This is a genomic window from Francisella sp. XLW-1 (genome assembly GCF_008711455.1).
Lineage (GTDB): Bacteria > Pseudomonadota > Gammaproteobacteria > Francisellales > Francisellaceae > Francisella > Francisella salimarina.
Genome location: NZ_VXKP01000002.1, coordinates 347470 through 370080, shown reverse-complemented (window position 1 = coordinate 370080; position 22611 = coordinate 347470). Strand labels below are relative to the sequence as shown.

The following is a 22611-nucleotide window of genomic DNA, read 5'->3' as shown; positions in this document are numbered from 1 at the left end:
TTATTTTATAATAATTTTTGCAAATTTACGTTTACCAACTTGGAAAACATTTTCTGTACCTTTACCAAAAACAGCCTTATTATCAGCAGCCTTCTCACCATCTATTTTAACAGCTCCTTGCTTAATCATGCGAATAGCTTCTGAAGTACTTGCTACCAATCCTGCTTCTTTAAGCAAGTTTGCTATTGGCAATTCTTGACTTAATTCTACAACATTTATGTCATCAGGTATCTGATTTTTTTGAAATCTTTGGATAAAATCTTGATGCGCACTTTCAGCATCTTCCTTAGAGTGAAATCTCTCTATTAACTCTTTTGCCAACTCTATTTTAATGTCACGTGGATTTGTGCCATTAGCAACATCTTGTTTTAAATTAGCTATAGTATCTAAAGATTTGAAGCTAAGTAATTCGTAATATCTCCACATCAATTCATCTGAAACAGACATCACCTTGCCAAATATATCGTTAGGTGCTTCTTCAATACCTATATAATTTTGACTAGATTTTGACATTTTTTTGACACCATCTAAACCTTCGAGAAGTGGCATTGTTATGATAATCTGTGGTTCTTGACCTTGTTGTTTTTGTAGCTCTCTGCCCATCAACAAATTAAATTTCTGATCTGTACCACCAAGCTCAATATCCGCATTCATAGCTACAGAATCATAGCCTTGTACTAATGGATACAAAAACTCATGTATTGAGATAGACTGGCCACCTTTGTATCTTTTTGAGAAATCATCTCTTTCAAGCATTCTAGCAACTGTTGATTTAGATGCTAGTTTGATCATATCGCTTGCAGACATTTTATCAAACCAATCACCATTACGACGAATGACTGTTTTTTCTTTATCTAAGATTTTAAATACTTGTTTAGTATATGTTTCAGCATTTGCAGCAACCTCTTCTGCAGTCAATGGAGGTCTTGTCGCATTTTTACCAGTAGGATCGCCTATCTGAGCTGTGAAATCACCTATCAAAAAGTGAATTTCATGTCCTAAATCTTGCAACTGTTTTAATTTATTAATTACAACGGTATGACCAAGATGGATATCAGGAGCTGTTGGATCACAACCAAACTTAATCACTAATGGCTTGTTTTTTTCGAGTTTTTTAACTAATTCTTCTTCAATTAGGACTTCATCTGCCCCTCTTTTAATTATTTCTAAAGTCTGTTGTATCGTCGACATTATATTTTTGTATATAAAAATTTCTCTCAATAAAGCAAAATTATAGCACAAAACTCTTTTATAGAACCAATAAAACCTTATACTTACTACAAAGTAAAAACATTTAATATCCTATGCATATATATATATCACAAAGTAATGATATTTATTTTAATTTAGCTTTTGAAAATTGGTTATTTTTAGAGAAACTACATCACGATAAAATTCTATTTTTATGGCAAAACTCGCCTTGTGTTGTTATTGGTAGAGCTCAAAACCCATGGCTTGAGTGTAACCTTGAAGCAATGAATAACGATAGTATACCAATGGTACGCCGCCAGAGTGGTGGTGGAACTGTTTATCATGATTATGGTAATCTTAACTACACTATCATTAGTACAAAAAAAGAACATAACATCAAAGCAAACCTAGAACTAGTATGCAATACAGTCAAAAAACTAGGTATAGATGTATATGCAAATGAAAGAAATGATATTGTTGTTGATCATAATGGTCATACCTACAAAGTATCAGGTAGCGCTTTTCGAGAGAAAAAAGATCGTGCTTTCCATCATGGTACACTACTCATCAATGCTAATACAAAAAAACTCTATGACTATCTTCATCAACCAATAGATAAATCTTTAGATACAAAGGGAGTAAAATCTCATCGCTCAAAAGTGATCAATCTATCTGAGATAAAGCATGATATACAAACTCAAGATCTCACAAGATCTTTTATTAAAAGCTTCAGAAGTATTGATTTAAGCTTAATAAATGAAGAAACGCCATTAGAAAATAGAGAGCTAATAGACAAAGAGATAGAAACACTCAAAGAATGGAAATGGCGCTTCGGCAAAACTCTACCGTTTACAAAGACATACACTAAAGGTAGTGAACAAATCAAAATCAAGATTGATGCTGGTATTGTTACAGAGATTAATAATGTTTATAAAAACACAAATCTAGCTGATAAAAATATTCGTTTCGAAAATAGCTATGATTTTGATTTCTTTAAAAAAATTCTTACAGAATAAATTTTATTTAGAGCTTGTTGAGAAAAATGTCGCAACACTAATTGCAAAAATAAAAGGTAAAATAAAAGCATCAACAACTGTTACAATGATGTTTTGAATAGACATTTCTAATGAACTCATCTCTAGACCAAAGTTTTTCAACATATATATCAATCCAAAAGTTACTAACGGCTTTATTACCATAAGAGCTAATATTGCTATCGATATTCTAAACATATAAAAAAAGTTACTTCTTATTATAGCGAAGTTGTTAGATATAGATTCAAAAACACCCTTTTGTGCCAATAACACAGCAGGCATAACCGTCAAGAATAATAATACTCCCAAAAAAATACCTATATATTGTAAAAACATAGTGAGTACTGTCATCGCAATCATAGAAAGTAAAAATACTCCAAGAAATACAAATACTCTCTTAGAAAAGATTTGTAATGCTATTTTTAATGCATCGGATACTTTTAGCTCATGTTTAACCATTACACCTTGCAATATTATTATCATTGCATAAACAAATACTGTAGCTACTACAATCAACAAAAACATACTCGCTAGTATATTTCCCGATGGTAATTGCGAGATATCAGCTTCGTTACCACTTTGAATATAGTCTGCCATACCATGCTTCATTAAATATACAAAACAAAACTCTGATATAAATGACAGCATAAAAGCTAATACAAAAGTTATTTTAAAGGCTCTTTTGTATATATTTGTTGCTATCGAAATCGTTTCTCTAAAATTTAAATTATTCATCATAAATGCTCTAGTAAAAATAAAACAAGCTAAAATATAACATAAAATTTACTATTTTTGTCTTACAAAAATCAATAACGGCTTTAAAGCTTAAAAAAAATATAATAAATACTTGTAAAATTTTATATCAATACCATTTAGTAATATTACATAGATTATTTTAACAAACCTAACAAAGGATTTGATTATGGAAGCAATGAAAGGAACTACCATCCTATGCGTTAGAAAAGGTGATAAAGTAGTAATTGGTGGCGATGGTCAAGCTACATTAGGACATACAATAGCAAAAGAAAATATCATAAAAGTTAGAAAATTAAATGGTGGTAAAGTTCTAACAGGTTTTGCAGGTTCTACTGCAGATGCATTCACACTATTTGAAAAATTTGAACAAAAACTAGAGTTTTATCAAGGTAACCTTGAAAGAGCTGCTGTTGAAATGGTGCGTGAGTGGCGTTTAGATAGAATGCTGAGTAAGTTAGAAGCTATGATTATAGTTGCAGATGAAAAGCTATCTCTTCTAATATCAGGGGCTGGAGATGTTATGGCTGCTGACAAAAATGACATTATATCTATTGGTTCTGGGTCAACTTATGCTCGCTCAGCGGCAACAGCCCTTGTTGAAAATACTGATCTTTCAGCAGAAGATATAGTCAAAAAAAGTCTTACTATAGCTGCAGATACTTGTATTTACACAAACCATAATTTCACTATAGAAAGTTTAGAAAATAAAAAAGGATAGTTATACGATGACACAAGTGATGACTCCAAAAACAATTGTACATGAATTAGAAAGACACATTATTGGTCAAAATGATGCTAAAAAAGCAGTTGCTATTGCTCTACGTAATAGATGGCGTAGAATGCAACTTGATGATGAGATGCGTCAAGAAGTAACTCCTAAAAATATCCTAATGATAGGACCTACTGGTGTAGGTAAAACAGAGATTGCGCGCAGACTAGCAAAATTAGCGGATGCGCCTTTTATCAAAGTTGAAGCTACTAAATTTACAGAGGTTGGTTATGTAGGTAAAGATGTTGAGTCTATAATCCGCGACCTAGTAGAAACAGCAGTCAAAATGAAGCGTGAAGAAGCTAAGCAACAAGTTACAGAAAAAGCTGCAGTATTAGCAGAGGAGAGAATATTAGATGTTCTTATTCCGCCAGCTAGAGCTTCTGAGTCAAAAGTAGGATTTGCGAATGAGCCTGCTGAAGATGCTCATTCTAAAAAAGAAAAAGAAAATAAAACTCGTGAGATTTTTAGAAAAAAAATCCAAAATGGCGAGTTAAATGATAAAGAGATTGAAATCGAAGTATCTGTAGCTCCTAAAAGTATAGGTGTTATGGGACCTCCAGGCATGGAAGATATGACAAATCAGCTTCAGGATCTATTCTCTAGTTTAAGTAGTGATAAGAAAAAAACCAAAAAGATGCGAATCAAAGATGCTATCAAGCTAGTCCAAGATGAAGAAGCTGCTAAGCTGATCAATGAAGAAGATATCAAAGCTAGAGCTCTTGAGTCTGTTGAACAAAATGGTATCGTATTCCTAGATGAAATAGATAAGGTTTGTAAAAAATCTGGAAATTCAGGTGCAGATGTATCTAGAGAAGGTGTGCAACGTGACTTACTACCACTGGTAGAAGGTTCTACTGTCTCGACTAAATACGGTATGATAAAAACTGATCATATCTTATTCATAGCATCAGGAGCCTTCCATGTTGCTAAGCCATCTGATTTAATTCCAGAGCTTCAAGGTAGATTACCAATTAGAGTAGAGCTAAAATCTCTCGAGATAGAAGACTTTGTTAGAATACTAAAAGAACCTGACTGCTCTATCCTTAAGCAATATGTCGCTCTAATGAAGACTGAAGGTGTTGAATTAAGCTTCGAAGAAGATGCTATTAAAAAGATTGCTGAAATCTCTTTCCAAGTAAATGAGGAAGTCGAGAACATCGGTGCTAGAAGACTTCATACTGTTATGGAGAGACTATTAGAAGAGATTTCTTTTGACGCCCCAGACTTAGAAAATAAATCTATAAATATAACAACAGATTATATAAATGAAAAACTAAGTGGATTAGTCAAAAATAAAAATTTAAGTCAGTATATTCTATAATCCTTTACTAAATTTGCTATTTCAGCTACTTTTTAGAAAAAAACATCTATAAAATCAATTTTACTATCTACTTTAGTTTTAATAAATTAATGGGTGTTACTCTAATTAAAAAAGCCTCTAGGCTACTACTAATAACTCAGCTATTTTCAACTGTAAGCTTTGCTGTTCTTTACTCAACATTAGTCTTATTTATGACACAAGCTTTGGGATTCACCGTCACAAAAGCAAGTGCTGTAATGGGTGTCTTTGTTGCGTTTAACTACGGCTTACATATCCTAGGTGGATATATTGGTGGTCGATTAATTAGCTATAGAACTTTATTTTTAATAGGCATGGTTTTACAAATAATTGCTTGTCTATTTTTATCATTCCCAAGTATCGAGCACTTATATATTGCACTAGCCCTCTTCCTAACAGGCTGTGGACTAAATGTACCATGTATAAACATGATGTTAACTCAGCAATTTGAAAATGATGACAATTCTCGGGAGACTGCATTTTTTTGGAACTATTCAGGCATGAATGTTGGATTTTTCATTGGATTTACAGTTGCAGGCGTATATCAAGCAGAACATAGTTATAATATACTTTTTCTTATTACAACTATTACAAATATAGTAGCTTTTCTGCTTGTAATAACTAGCTGGAAAACTGTAGCAGACAGAACTACTCCTCTTGTCAGAAAAATAAAAAACTCAGGAACAAATATCCTATATAAAAATAGTATATATACTGTTATTTTAATTTTAGTGACTATAGCTATTTTATTTATAGCCTTACAGTATCCTCTAAATACCAACTATATTGCTTTAGGTATTGGAATTGCATTATTAGCAATGTTCGTACCTATTGCAAAATCACAAGATAATAAAGAGCAAAAAGAAAAGGTATACGCTTATATTATTTTAGCAACTTTTGGATTAGTCTTCTGGTCTGCTTATCAGCTTGCTCCAATGGCTTTGACTGTATTCACAGAAGCCAATGTTAACAAGCACATTTTTGGCTTCACAATCCAAACGCAGTGGTTTCAAAATGTAAATACTGTAGTAATAGCTGTGGGAGGTGTGTTATTACCTAGTCTTCTTATAATTATTCGTAAAAAATTTATATTCTCATTTCCTATGCAGTTTTGTTTTAGCATCGTATTTATAGGAATTGGATTTTTGATGCTAGTGATAGGAATTTTCTCAGCAAACAAATTTGGACAAACAGCTGCTATATGGTTAATTTTAAGTTATGTATTTCAGTCCATAGGAGAGCTTTTAATATCGCCAACAGGATATGCTATGATTGGCAAACTTGCTAATCCTCGACTACAAGGCTTAATGATGGGATCTTGGATGGTAGTCACAGGTAGTACATCTGGGGTTATAGCAAGCTTACTATCGATATTAGTTTCATCACCAAATATAAATGCAACCCCAATTGAAACAAATCATAATTATTTAACTCTATTCGCTAGTCTAGCTATCATTGCTGGTATAGCAGGTTTTATTATGTATTTACTAATTCCAAAAATCCGAAGGTTAGCTCATATATAGTTGTATATTAACTGTATTTTCATCAATCTATATACTATAATCCTAAATATCAGTTTAATTATTTTAATATCATCAGTCTGTGACTATTAAAGAAAAATATTCCAAATATATTCCACTTTTTATATCTGTAACGATGACTCTAAATGGTTTTATAACTATTTTAGCAGTTGCAATACCTGTTATTAACAAGATTTTTTCTGTCAACTTAGATCCGAACATTCCTTCTGATCTTTATGACTTTGGTATGAAATATAATACTGGTTTGGGAGTATTCTTGCCATTAGTTCTCGGTTATTTGATGATAATTATAGCTCGTGGTATTTATAATCGAAAAAGATCTTTTTGGTTTTTAGCTGTTGTTTTCATTAGCTTATCAATAATCGGTGACTATATCCAAGATAAGCACATATCATACGATATTGCATTTTTCACTCATATTTTAGAGATTTTTTTACTGGTTTACTTCAGAAAAACTTTTAATAGAAAAAATTCTAACACAATCACCTTCTACCAGTTTGTACTTTTAATTTCACTTCTTTTAGCTATTGGATATAGTGTAACTGGATTATATTATCTCAAAGATGAATTTGATGGAATTACAAATGTCTCTGATGCAATATATTTTACAATTGTTACATTTAGCACGGTTGGGTATGGCGACATACACCCTTTAACAGAAGAAGCCAAACTTTTTACTGTATCTATAATGATTATGGGTATAGGTTTATTTGCAACAATTATCACTGTAATGGCAGGTAGTGTCATCAACAAGATTACAGAAAAGTTTAAACAAAAAGATGGAGCAGCTCTAATGAAAGACCATATCGTAATATGTGGCTATACAGAAATTACCAAATGTTTAATAAAAGACTACTTCAAATCTCAAATAGATAATATCATTGTAATCGAGAAAGATTATCATCAAAAGTTCATAAATACTGATGCAGAACAAGAAAAACACTTTATAGATGCAGAATCTTATGACTATGATGCTCTCAAAAAGGCAAATATTAGCAAAGCTAAAAGTATATTTATTCTCAATGAAAAGGACTCGGATAATATATTAACTTTATTATCAATAAAAGAAGTATTAAAAACTTCAGAGCAATCAGTAAATAATCTAAAGATATCTATTAAACTTGATAAAGATGAAAGCATTAACATCGCAAATAATATAGGAGTAGACCAAATAGTCTCTCCAACTAAGAAAATTGCTGAAATGCTAATAAAATATGAATAATTTCACCAAAAATAATTAACATATCTATAGACTATGTTATTATTTCGGGAATATATGTACCAATTTTTCCAAAAAATATATTGTGGAGTAAAACCATGGAATATAATTACGACATTATCATTATAGGTAGTGGTCCTGGTGGCGAAGGTGCTGCCATGAAAGCGACTAGAAATGGTCAAAAAGTAGCAATTATCGAAGATGATGCGATTGGTGGCGGTTGTAATAACTGGGGAACAATTCCGAGTAAAACTCTTAGACAACTATCACGTGAAGTTTGGTATAACAAAAAAAACTTTGATTTCCCTGAAATGCTTGACACTACATTCGAAGTAGTATTAAAACAAAGAGAGATCAAAAAAAATCGTTTTGCCAATAATGAAATTGATGTATTTTATGGTTTTGCAAGCTTTCTAGACAAAAACAAAATTAAAATCTCTCGTAAAAATGGTTCTACAGAAATCATAACAGCTAAGAAATTCATACTTTCTACTGGATCTCGTCCATACCAACCTGAAGATATAGACTTTACTCATCCAAGAATTTTAGATAGTGACAAACTTCTTGAGTTAAAAGATAAAAATATCAAGTCAATTACCATATATGGTGCCGGTGTGATCGGTTGTGAGTATGCTTCTATATTGGGCACTCTTGATATTCAAGTAAATCTTATCAATACTAGAGATAAGCTGATGTCATTCCTTGATGATGAGATTATAGAAACTTTAACAAACCATTTCACTGTTAATCAAAAAATCAACCTAATGCATAACGAAACTTACAAGAGTATCAAAGCTAAAGGTGATAAAGTAATTACTACATTAAACTCTGGCAGAATTATAGAGTCTGACTATGTGCTATTTGCTCTTGGGCGTGCCGGTAATACTAATGGTCTAAATCTTGATAAAATTGGTGTTGAATACAGTCCTCAAAGAGGCTTAGTAAATGTAAATGATAACTATCAAACAACTCAACCTAATATATACGCAGTTGGTGATGTTATAGGTTTCCCTTCACTTGCATCATCTGCTTTTAACCAAGGTAGATTTGCTGCTACTCATATTATTGATGGATCATGCAATGATAAATTAGTCGAAGATATTCCAACAGGCATTTATACAAGACCAGAAATAAGCTGCATAGGCAAAACTGAAGAACAGCTAACAGCAGAAAAAATTCCTTATGAAAGTGGTAGAGCTTACTTCAAAGATCTTGCTCGAGCACAAATTTCTGGAAGTGAAACTGGTATGTTAAAAATATTATTTCACAAAGAAACACTCGAAATCCTAGGGATTCACTGTTTTGGTCATAGGGTATCTGAAATTATTCATATTGGGCAAGCAATAAAATCTATGCCTGGTAAACATAATACTATTAGATATTTCTTAAATACAACATTTAACTACCCTACTATGGCTGAAGCCTATCGTATTGCAGGTATTGATGGTGTTAACAAGCTTAAGCCTAAAAATAAGCAATATGCACCTGAACACAAATAGATATGTATTACGATATATATATAATTTTCATATTTATATTTCTCTTTGGAGCAACTATTGGTAGCTTCCTGAATGTTTTGATATATAGAATACCTAATAAAATATTTGCAGATGAAAAAAACATAGCCCGCGAAATACTTGACCTACCTAAACAAGAGTCGGAACAAAACTTTAGTTTAATCGAACCATCTAGATGCCCAAAATGTCATAATAAACTCAAGTATCGACATAATGTACCTATTTTAGGTTGGTTTATACTTAAAGGTAAATGCTATTTTTGTAAGGAGAATATCTCTTTTGAATACCCTTTAGTAGAGTTTATTACAGCTATGGTATTCATAACTATATTTTATGTATTTGGACTTACTATTCAGGCGATAGCTCTTGCTGGTTTAAGCACATTTTTTATTCCTCTATTTTTTATAGATGCAAAATATCAAATTCTCCCAGACTCACTTACTCTTCCATTAGTATGGATCGGTATTGTTCTCAACTATTATGGTGTATTTACCACACTAGATCAGTCAGTCTGGGGAGTAATTATTGGATACTTATCTCTATGGAGTGTGTTTTGGGTATATAAACTTTTCACAGGTAAAGAAGGTTTTGGCTATGGTGATTTTAAGCTACTAGCTGCTATTGGTGCATGGTTCGGTTACCCTATACTACTTTATACAATTTTTGCCAGTTGTATCTTTGGGATATTTATTGCTATTGGCATTAATCTCATCGCAAAGCGTACTAATGTTATACCCTTTGGTCCTGCTATAATTTTAGCGACATTTTTTTATCTTCTAACGAAAGATAATCTCTATATATGGTATAATCACGTTATGCTTATTCAATACTAATTGTTTCAGATGCAAAAAAAATATTTCGCTTCACTTATAGTGTTTGTATTGTTTTTGTTAGTGATTATATACTTTTTTAGTACCACTAATCTTAACAGATCACCTTTTAACAACCAACAAGGGCTATATATTGTTGAACATGCCTTCCCACAATACAAAGTAGTAAAGACTTTTGATACAGGTATACACCTTCAAGCTTATATACTAGAAGATAAAAAAGATCCTACAAAACGAACTGTTACTTTCACTAGTGAAAATGGAGATGTTATTGTTAATGGAGAACTTTTAGCATGGGACAGAAATCAAAATAAACTAACAAGTTTAAATCAAATATATGCAAATTATTTCACATCATCTACTCGAGCTAATAACCTTTATTTAGACATTAAGAAATATGCCACATATATTCAGCAAGGTAGTGACAATGCTCCACATAAGTTTTATGCTATAATCGATCCTAATTGTGGTTATTGCTCAAGTTTATTTGATGCATCTCAACCAGCCATTAAATCTGGTGACCTAGCAGTCCGATGGATTCCTTTAGGGAGTCTACACAATAGTGCAGATGTCGTAGATAGTATATTAAACTCAAAAGACCCATTACAAGCATTAATACAGTATCATGATACGAAAGTATATGATAAAAATTTAACTAAATCTCATGAAAAAGCTGAAAATAATATGAAGCTATCTACTGAGATCAACGGCTTTCCAACCATTATATATAAAACACCAGAAGGTGCTCTTAAGATATCTGGCGGAAATAAACTCCCTCTTACAGAGGCAAAAATTGCTGAAAAAGATAATATCAAAAAAGTTAATGAGTTCTTATTATTAACATCAAATAATTTTTAATTTTAAATATGAAAAAAATAATAATTCTAGTAACTACTCTTATTTTCTCAAGTATTGGTTTTTCTACTACCATAGCAAATATTCAAATATCAAATAGTTTACACAATCTAGAAAAACAATATGGCGGAAAAATTGGTGTATATACAATTAATAGGAACGATAATAGTAACTTCTCCCATAACCAAAGTTTCTATTTTCCCATTTGTAGCACTTATAAGTTTCTTGTCGTTGGTGCCATCCTCAAGCAGAGCATGACAAATAAGGATTTACTCAACGAAAAAATAAAGATTTTATCAAATCAAGTAGTTGGATACTCCCCTATTACGAAAGAACATATCAATCAGACAATGACAGTTAGCCAACTTAGTAGGGCAGCTATTCAAAGTGATAATACAGCCACCAATCTTTTAATAGAGAAACTCGGCGGTTTGAGTAACCTTAATAAGTTTATACTATCGCTACATGATCATGCAACAAAAGTAGCTGGTCTAGAGCCCATAGCCAATCAAGTTAATCTTACCACCAATCAAAACAAGACCACTCCTAAAATAATGGCTAGAGATATTAATAAGCTTGCTTTTAGTAATAATATTCTTGATAAAAAGCATCGACTATTATTTAAAAAATGGCTTTTAGGAAATGATTCCGATGATAATCGTATAGCAGCTGAAATTCCTGATGAGTGGGACGTTGGGAATAAAACAGGTACTTGTGCCTACGGATCAACAAATGATGTTGCAATTATTTGGCCTGATGATGATAGAGCTATAATTATGGCTATTTTTTATACTCAATCACAAGAAAACGCTAAACCAAATAGTAAAATTATAAGAGAAGTTACTAAAATACTTTTGGACAAGTTAGAACAACACAATAAAAGTAAAGATGCCTAAAATAAAAATGATTGTTGGCCTAGGAAATATAGGCAAGGAATATGAAAATACACGCCATAATGTTGGTGAATGGTTTATTGCAAGGATTGCTAAAGATAGTAATGAAAATTTTAGCCTAAACTCTAAACTAAATTGTAATATTGCTAAAGTAAGTATCGATTATAGTAACGTAATATTAGTATTTCCAACTACTTTTATGAACAACAGTGGTTTAGCTGTTAGTAAAGTTGCTAATTTCTATAAAATTGAGCCGCAAGAAATACTAGTAGTACATGATGAGCTAGATATAGACTCTGGAGAAATTCGCTTAAAAAAAGGTGGGGGACACGGCGGTCATAATGGCTTAAGAAGTATTCATCAACATTTAGGAACCAATGACTATCTTCGCCTAAGAATTGGTATTGGACATCCTGGCCATAAATCAAAGGTATCAAATCATGTACTATCGAATCCTTCTACAGCTCAGAGAAATGATATAGACAAGGCTATTGATAATGGTATATGTGTTTTAGATGATATAATAAACTACAAATTAGAACCTGCTATGCAGAGGCTACATACAAAATAAGACTATAAGGAATAAAATAATGGGATTTAAATGTGGTATTGTCGGTTTACCTAACGTTGGTAAATCAACTCTTTTTAATGCTCTTACAGAAGCTGGGATTGATGCAGAGAACTATCCTTTTTGTACAATTGATCCAAATGTAGGTATTGTTTCTGTACCCGATCAAAGACTTAATGAGTTGGCAAAAATTGTCAAACCAGAAAGAATACTTCCTACAACTATGGAGTTTGTTGATATTGCTGGTCTTGTTGCAGGTGCAAGCAAAGGTGAAGGGTTAGGAAATAAGTTTTTAGCAAACATCCGTGAAACAGATGCTATAGCACATGTAGTTAGATGCTTTGAAGATGATAACATTATCCATGTAAGTGGAAAAGTTGATCCTATAGATGATATTAATACTATTAATATGGAACTTATTTTAGCTGATATCGAGTCTTGTGATAAAGCTATTCAAAGATTTGCTAAAATGAAAAAGTCTGGTGATAAAGAGGCTTTAGCTAAAGCAGATTTTTATACAAAACTAAAAGAACATTTAGAATCAGAAAAACCAGCCAGAACATTTGAACTAACAGATGATGAGACTAAATGGCTCAAGCAAACTCCTCTATTGACTAGCAAGCCTGTATTATATATTGCTAATGTCAATGACGATGGCTTTGAAAATAATCCATTATTAGATAAAGTTATAGAATATGCTCAAGCTGAGAACTCAAATGTAGTTCCTGTTTGCGCTGCTATGGAGCAAGAGATATCTCAGCTTGAGCCAGATGAAAAACTTGAGTTTTTAGCTGATATGGGGCTTACTGAAACTGGTCTTGATAGAGTAATTAAAGCTGGTTACGCTCTTTTAAATCTTCATACATACCTAACTGCAGGTGTTAAAGAGGTTCGAGCTTGGACAATCCCTGTAGGTGCTACAGCGCCTCAAGCCGCTGGCGTAATTCACACTGACTTTGAGAGAGGATTTATCAGGGCTGAAGTCATCTCGTATGATGATTATATTCAGTATAATGGCGAAAAAGGTGCAAAAGAAGCAGGCAAAGCTCGTCTAGAAGGAAAAGAATATATCATGAAAGATGGCGATGTTGTAAACTTTAGATTCAATGTATAATTAATATCAATATATAATGCCTAAAAAAATAATTAATAACTGCTTAGTTTGGTTATCAGTCGTTAGTATAGTTGGATGCAATACTTCTTTTACCTACCCAAATTATCAACCTAGCGGAACATACTATAATCCAGACTATGATAAAGATGATCTGATTCATGGTTACTTTCAGCAAAGTGTTGAACAGATGGAAACTAGTCCATATACATATCAAGGTCAATACTATGAAGAAACTGGCTTTACTCAGCCAAGTCCTTTTATGCAGAATATAAACTGGAATAGGATGAACGTTTAATAACAAAAATTTATTTTATATTTCTAGAATGGTAGTTAATTTTATAGAAACTATTTTGTTATCTCTAATATTCGTTATTTCAAGTAAGATATTATTATATTTTATACAACAAGGTCCCTGTGGTAAGTTCTCAATTTCTTCTATTATAAGGCCTGACAAAGTTTTAGCATCTTCACTTTCAAACTCTATCCCTATATGGCGATTTATTTCTCTTAGTGTAGCGCTACCACCTATTAAATAACTATTTTCCTCAAGTTTGCGAATATTATTATTCATATCAAATCTATCAGAGAATTCTCCAACAATTTCTTCCATAATATCTTCTATAGTAACAGTACCACAAACATCACCGTATTCATCGACTACAATAGCAAACCGTTTACTCTTGTATTGAAAATTAACCAACTGAGTCTGTAAAGAGACAGTCTCAGGTATAAAATATGCTTGATGAGCAATTTTACGTAAACTTGCTTTTGTTATTTGTGACCTTTTTGTTGATATCAATAAATTAGTTATTTCTTTAAGCTTTATAACACCAATAACATTATTAACTCCATTTTCACATAAAATAATATTCAACGATTTCATTTTTGCTATTCTAGCCAAAATCTTATCTACAGAATTGCTCAGATCTATATATTCTATTTTATTAAAGTGAGTCATAACCTCTTGGACCAAAACTTTATCAAGCTCTAAGACACCTATAAGCATATTTTTATTTTTAGCACCAAGTTTTGCATTTGATTCATTTACAACAGTCTGTATTTCTTCCTTATCCAAAGACTCATTATTTACAGGCTCAATCTTTATACCAAAAAGCTTTAAGGTTACTTTTGAAACCATACTGAGAAAAACTACCGCAGGATATAGCAATACCATTATTATTTTTAGAGGTAATGAAAATGGAAAAGCTAACCTTTGTGGATATACGGCTGCAAAAGACTTTGGGATTATTTCACCAAAAACTAAAACTAAAACTGTAACAACAATTGTTGCTATCAATAAACCAATGTCACCAAAATGATCTTCTGAATATGATGAGATAACTGTTCCAGCGAATATATTCGCAAAAGTATTTCCAATAAGTATCGCAACTAGCAATCTCTCAGGATTACGAACTAAAGACAGACTTCTTTTAGCTGCTCGATGATTCTTTTTTGCCAAATGTTTAAGCTTATATTTATTCAAAGCCATCATAGCTGTTTCTGAGCTTGAAAAAAAAGCTGAAATACCAATAAGAATAAATAAAATAATAATTACGGTGTAAGTACTCATCTAATTAGATAATAATAAAGATAATGCGAAGTCTTATTTTAACATAAGAACTTTGATAATAAAAAATATAATCAGAAATGATTTGTAGAGAGAAGTATTATACTCTCATGAAGTCAGCGTGAACAAGCTTAACTTTATATGGATGTCTTTGTAGTGCTTTGATGATTACTTTTTCTTCTTGACCATCAATCTCTAAAGTGATTTCACTTGAGAAGAATGCTTTGTCTTCTGTAGAGTGTAAAACTTTATCGTGATCTAATACTATAGATACTGCTTCTTTGTCACCACCATATATAACAGCAGGGATTTTACCCGCTCTTCTTAGACGGCGGCTCGCACCAGATCCTAAATCTTCTCTTTTAGCTGCTTTCAAAACAAAATTTGCCATTGTTAAATTCCTTTATTTTCGTTTAAACAAATATATTAATCTATGCGACCCTAGATTAACTGAGCTATTATAGTCAGCTATAATAATAAATTCAAGATATTAATCAACTAATCCATCTATTCTGAAGATATCGCTCACAGACTCTTCACCATTAGTTTTTTCTACAATTTGTGCAAGTAAAGGAGCTAATGTTATCACCTTTATCTTATTGCATGATTCAGCATGAGGCTTGAGAGGAATTGAATCAGTAACTATAAGTTCTTCAATAGCAGAATTTTCGATATTTTTGATTGCATCACCAGATAACAGAGGATGTACACAAAAAGCAGAAACTTTAGCCGCGCCACCCTTTTCAACTAGTGCTTTTGCAGCTTGACACATTGTTCCACCCGTATCCATAATATCATCAACTAATATACAATGCTTACCTTCAACATCACCAATTATATTCATGACCTCTGCTACATTTGGCTTAGGTCTTCTTTTGTCTACAACTGCAATCTCAACACCCAAATTCTTAGCTACAGATCTAGCTCTCACTACCCCACCCATATCAGGTGAGACTATTTTTATATTTTCGTATTTTTCAGGATTCTTGCGCACATACTCTAGAAATATTTTTGTCGCAAAGGCATTATCAAATGGAATATCGAAAAAACCTTGAATTTGTTCAGCATGAATATCAACGGATAATATTCTATCTAAGCCAACAGCTTGGAGAAGATTAGCCACTACTTTAGCAGATATTGGTACTCTTGCAGATTTAGATCTTCTATCTTGTCTTGCATATCCAAAATATGGCAATACAGCTGTTACTCTCTCCGCTGATGATCTTTTCAAAGCATCTATTAGAAGTATTAGCTCCATCAGGTTATCAGATGGAGGACATGTTGATTGAATAACAAAAACATCTTTACCACGGACATTTTCATTCAATACTACATGTATCTCTCCATCTTTAAATCTACCAACAGTAGCATTACCAAGAGTTGCCCCTAACTCCTTAGCAACCTCACAAGCAAGCTTCTTAGAAGCATTACCACTAAATATCATCAAATCTTCAGACATATCTAAACAACCTTTTAAAAAAACACACACCTAACGCATCATAATTCTAATGTTTTTTAGATATTTTAAAAAGCCTAAAAATGAGTTTTTATCTATTATTTTGCTATTTGCTAGATACTACCCTCTATTTTGAATTAAGATTGTGTCTTTGTTATACTACCCGTACAACTAAAATCTAACATTTCTAATCTACATTGTTTTATGAAATTCAAAATCTTTGATAATACTTTCCAAGCCGGAGAGATGGCTACCTTGGCGATGCCACTACCTAGCCAATATTCATGTGCACCTATGTATTTACCAATTAAGATTCTTAACGGCGTTAAAGAAGGTCCTTGTATACTAATTTTTGGTATGGTTAATGGCGATGAGTTTAATGGTATCGAAATAATTAACTCTGTTCTAGAGAAAACTAATCCTAAAGAGCTACACGGAACAATAATAGCCATTCCAGTGTTAAATGTCTTTGGTCTAGTACATGCTGCCAAACACAACCCAACGCTGGAACAAGCCTTCCCTGGTGATGAATCTGGTTCATACATGCATCGTTATGCATATAGAATAACTCAAGAAATAATCAAAAAAACTGACTATTCTGTACAAATTAAGACAGGTGCATTAAATCATGAAATACTGCCACAAGTATATTTTAATGCAGAAGATGAAGAGTCTGTCAAAATGGCTAGAGCCTTTCAAGCACCGGTTATTACTGCTGTAAATATGAATCGTTCTAGTATTCGTAAAATCCACCAAGATCTAGATATACCGTTTATATGCTATGAAGCTGGAGAAGCTAATAAATTTGGTGAAGAGGCTATAAATGTTGGTACAGCAGGTATTCAAAATGTAATGCGCAAAATTAATCTTCTAAAAGATCAGGATTTTATCCAGCAAGTTAAGCCTCTTGTTTCAGAAGATACCGAATGGACGATATCTGATAAACCAGGAATTTTAAGAACGGAAATAGAACTTGGCACAAGAGTTAAAGAAGATCAAAAGATTGGTAAACTAATAGACCCTTTTGGCAATGATGATAGTGTTAGCTTAAAGTCTCCTATCGATGGAATTATATTAGGTATTAACAACTACCCTATGATTAAAGAAGGCGATTTAGTATTTAAAGTTTCTTCATTTCAAGATGATGAAAAAGCAGAAGCAAAAATAGAAGATTGGGAAGAAATAGCAAAAGAAAGTTTTAGCGATGAATAATAAGTTATCTTTTTTAGCAATCACTATATGGCTTACTTGTGCTGTATTTTTTATGTACGAGTTCTTATTGAGAACTATACTGGGTACATTCGAACATCAGATAATATCCGACCTTGACTTAAGCATACTAACTTTTAGTATTCTTAGTTCTACCGCTTATCAGCTTACATATGGAATCATGCAAATTCCCGTAGGTATTATCACAGATAAGCTTGGGCTAAAAAAAGCTCTAACTCTTGCAATATTAGTATGTGCTCTAGGTGTTGGGCTATTCGCTTTATCAAGTAGCTTTGCAGCTGCTTTAATTTATAGGATTATGATAGGTTTTGGAGCATCTTTTGGCTTTCTTTGTTTATTAATTGCTGTATATGATTGGCTTCCACATAAACATATTGGTTTGTTTATAGGTCTTTCTCAATTTATCGGAGTACTAGGTCCAATGGTTGCAGCAGGCCCTCTAGAGTCTTTGTCACAAGCTGGAGGTGTAGACTGGCGTTATGTATTTATTGCTCTAGCAATAATAGGAGTTATTTTAGCTGGAGTAACCATAGTTTTAGTAAAAAATAATGATCAGTCTGGCGACTCTAGTAAAAATAGATTTATTATTCTAAATACTCCAACATCCGTGATGAAAGAGATTCAAAGTATATTCTCCAATAAACAAATTTGGTTAATTGCTGTTTTTTCAGCTACTACATACTTAGCTATAGAATATCTTTCTGAAAATGCTACAAAAAGCTTTTTATCTTTAAATGGCTTTGATGCTAAATTTAGTTCTTATTTGATCACCTTAGCATGGTTAGGCTATGGTATTGGCTGTCCTAGTCTTGGTGCAATATCTGATCGTATAAAAAGAAGAAAGCCCGTTATGATTTTTGCTATCTGCTTGACTTTTGTTTCGTTAGCTACAATTATTTTCTTCCCAATACATCAAGCAATATTATATTTATCATTTATCTGCTTAGGCTTAGGGGCGAGTGGGCAGAGTATAGGATTCGCAATTATTGCTGAACAATCTAGTTCTGGATGTAGAGCGGCAGCATTGGGAGTTAATAACTTTCTTATCATGCTATCAGTAGGAGTTGGTTCGCCTATTATTAGTGAAGTCTTTGACTTATTTTCTAATCAAGGAAAAAACCCATCTGTAGTTAGCTACCAGACTAGTTTAAGTTTACTGTTGGTATTTACTGCCTTAGGTATTTTAATAAGTATATTTTTTATTAAAGAAACATTCTGTCGCTCTAAGAAAGAAGTAATATTTGTAGATATGAAATAAGATATTTTTAAAACTTGCTTAGCTTATCTAAACTAATTTCTCGCATTCTATATTTTTCTATAACCAATGAGAATATTATTAAAGTACTTATAAATAAAGGTACAATAAGATATAAAAACGCCCTATCAAAAACATTTATATCTACCTGTCCAGTTAACGGTCCTCCATTAAGATATACACTAATATAACTAATTAAGTATTGAAATATTGCTCCGCATAACCCTATGACCATATTAACAATAGCTAGAGCTGTTGCTTTAATCTGTGCGGGAAATATTTCTTCCACTACCGAAAAAGCTAAAAGCATACTAGAAACCGAGAATCCTATTATAAAAAATATAATATATAGGTAGCTAACTGTAATGGAACTTGCAAATATAATTACAGATGAAAATGCTAATAAAGTAATTAAATTACAAATTAACATCCATATTCTCTTTTCACCAAATAGACTAGCAATAAAACCATGCGATGGCCCACCAACTGCTATACCTACGAACATCATTACACTTATTTGTGCTGCTGTGTGCTGTGATAGATTATAGGCTTGCTCTAAAAATAAAACATCATACAGCTCTGAAAACGAATTAACAACAATACCAACCATTAATCCCGCATAAATTGCTAATAACCACAGTTTCTTGTTTAGAAGCAATTTTAAGCTTTGTGTGAAACTTAAATACTTAAAATTCTTCGTTGAATTCTCAATGTTTATTGATGATTTTAAGAATACAATAATTATTATGCTCCAAAAAATACCAAAATAGCCTATTAAGGCTAAAGCTGATTGCCAACCATGAAGGATCACTAAATGATTTAATAATACTTGACCAAATATACCTCCAAGTACCCCGATTGTATTAGTTAGACCAACAGCAATAGGAAATACCCTCTCTGGCAAAACATCAGCAGCTACTTTTAATGTACCTATAAAGGCTACTGCAGATCCTATCGCAATAAGAACTCTACCTATTAGCATTGTGCTTAGATTTGGATCATATACAAATAATAGAATCCCCAGACTCATAACTAAACAAGATATTGATAACATTATCCTAGAACCAAACCGGTCTAATAGAATACCTGCAGGAACTTGAGATATTGCATAAATAGGAAAATATATACTCATCACATAAGCAATATCTTCTATACCCACTCCCATTCCAATAGATATTGGTTTGATTAAAACACTTGGTGCAGTATGCTGAAAATAGTCTAATCCATAGAAAATCGCCGCAACGATCCAAATTCCCCACCCCACTAGTAGACTATATTTATGAGTCTTCATTAGCCAATAGATATTATTATTTAACCATAACTTATAGGATATAGAAAAAAGCCCTGTTTTGCGATTAAATATCAAAACTTTTATGTTACTTGTAAAGCTTATTAATACAGTTTTTTACGCCATTAAGATATACAAATTTAAAATCCATAAAATTAATAATATACTGTTACATAAAATACAAATACCAATTTAGTAACATGACCTTAAACAATGAGCTTTTTTTGAACACTATAGATACAGCAATTATGGCTATCTTTATAACTATAATTGCTACAGTAGTATTTCACATATTGAAAAAACGTAAGACCTCTGAAAAACAAATTAGTAAGCTAAAATCTCGTACAATATACATAAGCATAATTATTTTTTCTCTTATAATAATAAAAATATGGCTTGGTGGAATCACTAATTTACTTACAATGTTAAGCTTAGTAGCTGCTGGTCTTATAATCGTTAATAAAGAAACTGTTATGAATCTAGTAGGTTGGATAATTATTAACTGGAGAAGCCTATTTTCTGAGGGCGACTATATACAAATCATGGGGTATCATGGCTGTGTTACTGAAATAAAACTATTTTATTTCAGAATGTATGATACAGTCGAACATGGAGATAAAAAACTACCGGAAAACTATTAAAATTCCCTAATTCAATAATTATAACAAATGTTATATCTACTTTTACCAGTGAAGAGAATATTTCCTTAAATAAAATTCCTTTTTGATAAGTACTGATAGTGATATTTTAAAAATTAGAGATTCTCTAAACTTAACTATCCGAGCAATAATTTCTGAGAAGTATTCGTTTAACGAAACTTTTACTCAAAGTGATTTAGTCACTAAGCATAAACTTAGGCAATATGGCATTAATGATTTCGCACCATATATTGAGATTAAAACTCTATCAGACAAAACAGATACCCTAAATATACAAGCTTATTTCTACTGTTTCTCGGACGATAAAAAAGAAATAGAACAACTATATCTAAACGAATTAGTAAAAATAATCAAACTTAATACTTCTTTTTAATAGTCTTATTAATAAACAAATTAACTCCACTAATCCATAATGGACTAAATAGTAGCGATAAAGATATAAGAGTAATACAGTACTGATAAAGTGAATTTGTCAGAATTCCAGAAACATAACCCATAGAAATAAGTACAAAACTAAACTCTCCAATCTGTGATAACATTGCACCACCAATTAAAGCCTCATCAAGCCTTTGTCTAAGAGCCTTAAAAATCAAGGCATTTATTGTAGTGTTTAGTATATATGTTATCAAAAGAAGAGAAATAAAAAGTTCAATATGATTCCAAAATAAATTCAAATCAATAAGCATGCCAATAGATATAAAAAACAATGCCATAAAAATTGTTTTAACTGTTGATAAACTGTGGCCTACCCATTCTGTTTCTTCAACAGTTGACACAATCATCCCACCAATAAATGCTCCTAAAGCGGAAGATAATGCTAAAGATTCGGTAAATGCAGCCATCCCAAAACAAATAACTAAAGCGGCAAAAACTCGCATTTCTTCATCTTTACCCAGAACACTAATAAATGGTATTTTTAGATTCTTTTTAATCGCCATAAAGCTGGCTATTGATATAACAAAGACACCACCTAAAATTTGTATTAATATCTGACTTATAGACGGTTCTTCCCCACCAATTGTTCTCAATATTATCAACATTGGAACAACTGCTAAATCTTGAATAAGCAAGACTCCAAGTACATTTTGTCCCAAACGAGTTTTCATACTGCCACTATCATTAAGTAGTTTAAGAACAACTGCCGTACTACTTAAACTAATCACAGCGCCAAATAATAATATCTTTGCCAAGCTCCACTCTAAAACCATACCTACAATAGACACAATGAAACTGGTTATTACTATCTGAAGTATTGTACCTATAGTTGGAACTTTCCAATTTTCAGCAAATTTTCTAGGAGAAACTTCCATACCCGCAAAGAATAACAATAGTATTACACCAATTTCACCAAGTTGAGCAAGATTTTCTTGATCTTGAATTAGTTCTAAACCGTATGGTCCTAGCAAAATTCCTGTTAGTAGATATGCTACCACATACGGCTGCTTTAATTTTTTCAAAGTAATTGTTACTATCAAAACTCCAAGCATTACTAGAACAAAAACAAGTATAGAAGGATGGTTGTGCATA

22 protein-coding genes are annotated in these 22611 nt (G+C 32.1%); 15 read left to right on the top strand and 7 right to left on the bottom strand.

Annotated features, from left to right (window positions below; genetic code table 11):
• On the bottom strand, positions 1-1191 hold the full coding sequence (gene tyrS, locus F3D59_RS04290) for a tyrosine--tRNA ligase (protein WP_013923285.1): 1191 nt from the start codon (positions 1189-1191) through the stop codon (positions 1-3).
• 113 nt (positions 1192-1304) lie between these two features.
• Between tyrS and F3D59_RS04285 the strand changes: the two genes are divergently transcribed.
• Complete coding sequence (locus F3D59_RS04285) at positions 1305-2207, top strand: lipoate--protein ligase family protein (RefSeq protein WP_149368132.1); 903 nt, start codon at positions 1305-1307, stop codon at positions 2205-2207.
• 3 nt (positions 2208-2210) lie between these two features.
• Here F3D59_RS04285 and F3D59_RS04280 read toward each other — a convergent pair whose 3' ends face one another.
• Positions 2211-2960: a hypothetical protein gene (locus F3D59_RS04280; RefSeq protein ID WP_150464007.1), complete on the bottom strand. Its 750-nt coding sequence runs from the start codon at positions 2958-2960 to the stop codon at positions 2211-2213.
• Between the two features lie 187 nt (positions 2961-3147).
• Between F3D59_RS04280 and hslV the strand changes: the two genes are divergently transcribed.
• The 11 genes from hslV to F3D59_RS04225 all read left to right on the top strand — a co-directional run bounded on the left by hslV (position 3148) and on the right by F3D59_RS04225 (position 13924).
• Entirely contained in the window at positions 3148-3699 is a 552-nt protein-coding gene (gene hslV, locus F3D59_RS04275; RefSeq protein ID WP_013923288.1) for an ATP-dependent protease subunit HslV, read from the top strand.
• A gap of 7 nt (positions 3700-3706) precedes the next feature.
• The gene (hslU, locus tag F3D59_RS04270; protein WP_013923289.1) at positions 3707-5074 is read left to right on the top strand and encodes an ATP-dependent protease ATPase subunit HslU; all 1368 of its coding nucleotides are present in this window, start codon (positions 3707-3709) and stop codon (positions 5072-5074) included.
• An 89-nt stretch (positions 5075-5163) separates the two neighbouring features.
• The gene (locus F3D59_RS04265; RefSeq protein WP_150463924.1) at positions 5164-6615 is read left to right on the top strand and encodes a peptide MFS transporter; all 1452 of its coding nucleotides are present in this window, start codon (positions 5164-5166) and stop codon (positions 6613-6615) included.
• 79 nt (positions 6616-6694) lie between these two features.
• Positions 6695-7855, top strand: coding sequence for an ion channel (locus F3D59_RS04260; RefSeq protein ID WP_224721151.1), 1161 nt, complete (start codon positions 6695-6697; stop codon positions 7853-7855).
• Between the two features lie 95 nt (positions 7856-7950).
• Positions 7951-9351, top strand: coding sequence for a Si-specific NAD(P)(+) transhydrogenase (gene sthA, locus F3D59_RS04255; protein WP_191092431.1), 1401 nt, complete (start codon positions 7951-7953; stop codon positions 9349-9351).
• Positions 9352-9353: 2 nt separating this feature from the next.
• Positions 9354-10202: a prepilin peptidase gene (locus F3D59_RS04250; RefSeq protein WP_150463921.1), complete on the top strand. Its 849-nt coding sequence runs from the start codon at positions 9354-9356 to the stop codon at positions 10200-10202.
• 9 nt (positions 10203-10211) lie between these two features.
• On the top strand, positions 10212-11057 hold the full coding sequence (locus tag F3D59_RS04245) for a DsbC family protein (protein WP_013923294.1): 846 nt from the start codon (positions 10212-10214) through the stop codon (positions 11055-11057).
• A gap of 8 nt (positions 11058-11065) precedes the next feature.
• Positions 11066-11950 (top strand): class A beta-lactamase, encoded by an 885-nt coding sequence (gene bla / locus F3D59_RS04240; RefSeq protein ID WP_150463920.1) that lies wholly within the window; start codon positions 11066-11068, stop codon positions 11948-11950.
• Positions 11943-12518 carry an aminoacyl-tRNA hydrolase gene (gene pth, locus F3D59_RS04235; RefSeq protein ID WP_150463919.1) on the top strand — a complete coding sequence of 192 codons (576 nt, stop codon included), beginning with the start codon at positions 11943-11945 and terminating at the stop codon, positions 12516-12518. Before bla ends, pth begins: the two co-directional genes overlap by 8 nt.
• Positions 12519-12537: 19 nt before the next feature.
• Positions 12538-13629: a redox-regulated ATPase YchF gene (ychF, locus tag F3D59_RS04230; protein WP_150463918.1), complete on the top strand. Its 1092-nt coding sequence runs from the start codon at positions 12538-12540 to the stop codon at positions 13627-13629.
• Positions 13630-13645: 16 nt separating this feature from the next.
• Positions 13646-13924: a hypothetical protein gene (locus F3D59_RS04225; RefSeq protein ID WP_013923298.1), complete on the top strand. Its 279-nt coding sequence runs from the start codon at positions 13646-13648 to the stop codon at positions 13922-13924.
• A gap of 15 nt (positions 13925-13939) precedes the next feature.
• Here F3D59_RS04225 and F3D59_RS04220 read toward each other — a convergent pair whose 3' ends face one another.
• The 3 genes from F3D59_RS04220 to F3D59_RS04210 all read right to left on the bottom strand — a co-directional run bounded on the left by F3D59_RS04220 (position 13940) and on the right by F3D59_RS04210 (position 16655).
• A complete protein-coding gene (locus F3D59_RS04220) occupies positions 13940-15199 on the bottom strand; it encodes an HlyC/CorC family transporter (protein WP_150463917.1) in 1260 nt (419 codons plus the stop codon).
• Between the two features lie 97 nt (positions 15200-15296).
• A complete protein-coding gene (gene rplY, locus F3D59_RS04215) occupies positions 15297-15587 on the bottom strand; it encodes a 50S ribosomal protein L25 (protein ID WP_013923300.1) in 291 nt (96 codons plus the stop codon).
• 99 nt (positions 15588-15686) lie between these two features.
• Complete coding sequence (locus F3D59_RS04210; RefSeq protein ID WP_013923301.1) at positions 15687-16655, bottom strand: ribose-phosphate pyrophosphokinase; 969 nt, start codon at positions 16653-16655, stop codon at positions 15687-15689.
• Positions 16656-16856: 201 nt separating this feature from the next.
• Here F3D59_RS04210 and F3D59_RS04205 point away from each other — a divergent pair, with 201 nt between their 5' ends.
• Complete coding sequence (locus F3D59_RS04205) at positions 16857-17864, top strand: succinylglutamate desuccinylase/aspartoacylase family protein (RefSeq protein ID WP_013923302.1); 1008 nt, start codon at positions 16857-16859, stop codon at positions 17862-17864.
• The gene (locus F3D59_RS04200; RefSeq protein ID WP_150463916.1) at positions 17857-19140 is read left to right on the top strand and encodes an MFS transporter; all 1284 of its coding nucleotides are present in this window, start codon (positions 17857-17859) and stop codon (positions 19138-19140) included. Before F3D59_RS04205 ends, F3D59_RS04200 begins: the two co-directional genes overlap by 8 nt.
• 7 nt (positions 19141-19147) lie before the next feature.
• Here F3D59_RS04200 and F3D59_RS04195 read toward each other — a convergent pair whose 3' ends face one another.
• Positions 19148-20428: an MFS transporter gene (locus F3D59_RS04195; protein WP_146421237.1), complete on the bottom strand. Its 1281-nt coding sequence runs from the start codon at positions 20426-20428 to the stop codon at positions 19148-19150.
• A gap of 197 nt (positions 20429-20625) precedes the next feature.
• On the opposite strand from F3D59_RS04195, the gene F3D59_RS09955 reads away from it, so the two are divergent.
• Complete coding sequence (locus F3D59_RS09955; RefSeq protein ID WP_191092430.1) at positions 20626-21066, top strand: mechanosensitive ion channel domain-containing protein; 441 nt, start codon at positions 20626-20628, stop codon at positions 21064-21066.
• A gap of 374 nt (positions 21067-21440) precedes the next feature.
• On the opposite strand, the gene F3D59_RS04185 is transcribed toward F3D59_RS09955, so the two are convergent.
• Positions 21441-22610 (bottom strand): cation:proton antiporter, encoded by a 1170-nt coding sequence (locus F3D59_RS04185; protein WP_150463915.1) that lies wholly within the window; start codon positions 22608-22610, stop codon positions 21441-21443.
• Position 22611: the final 1 nt, after the last annotated feature.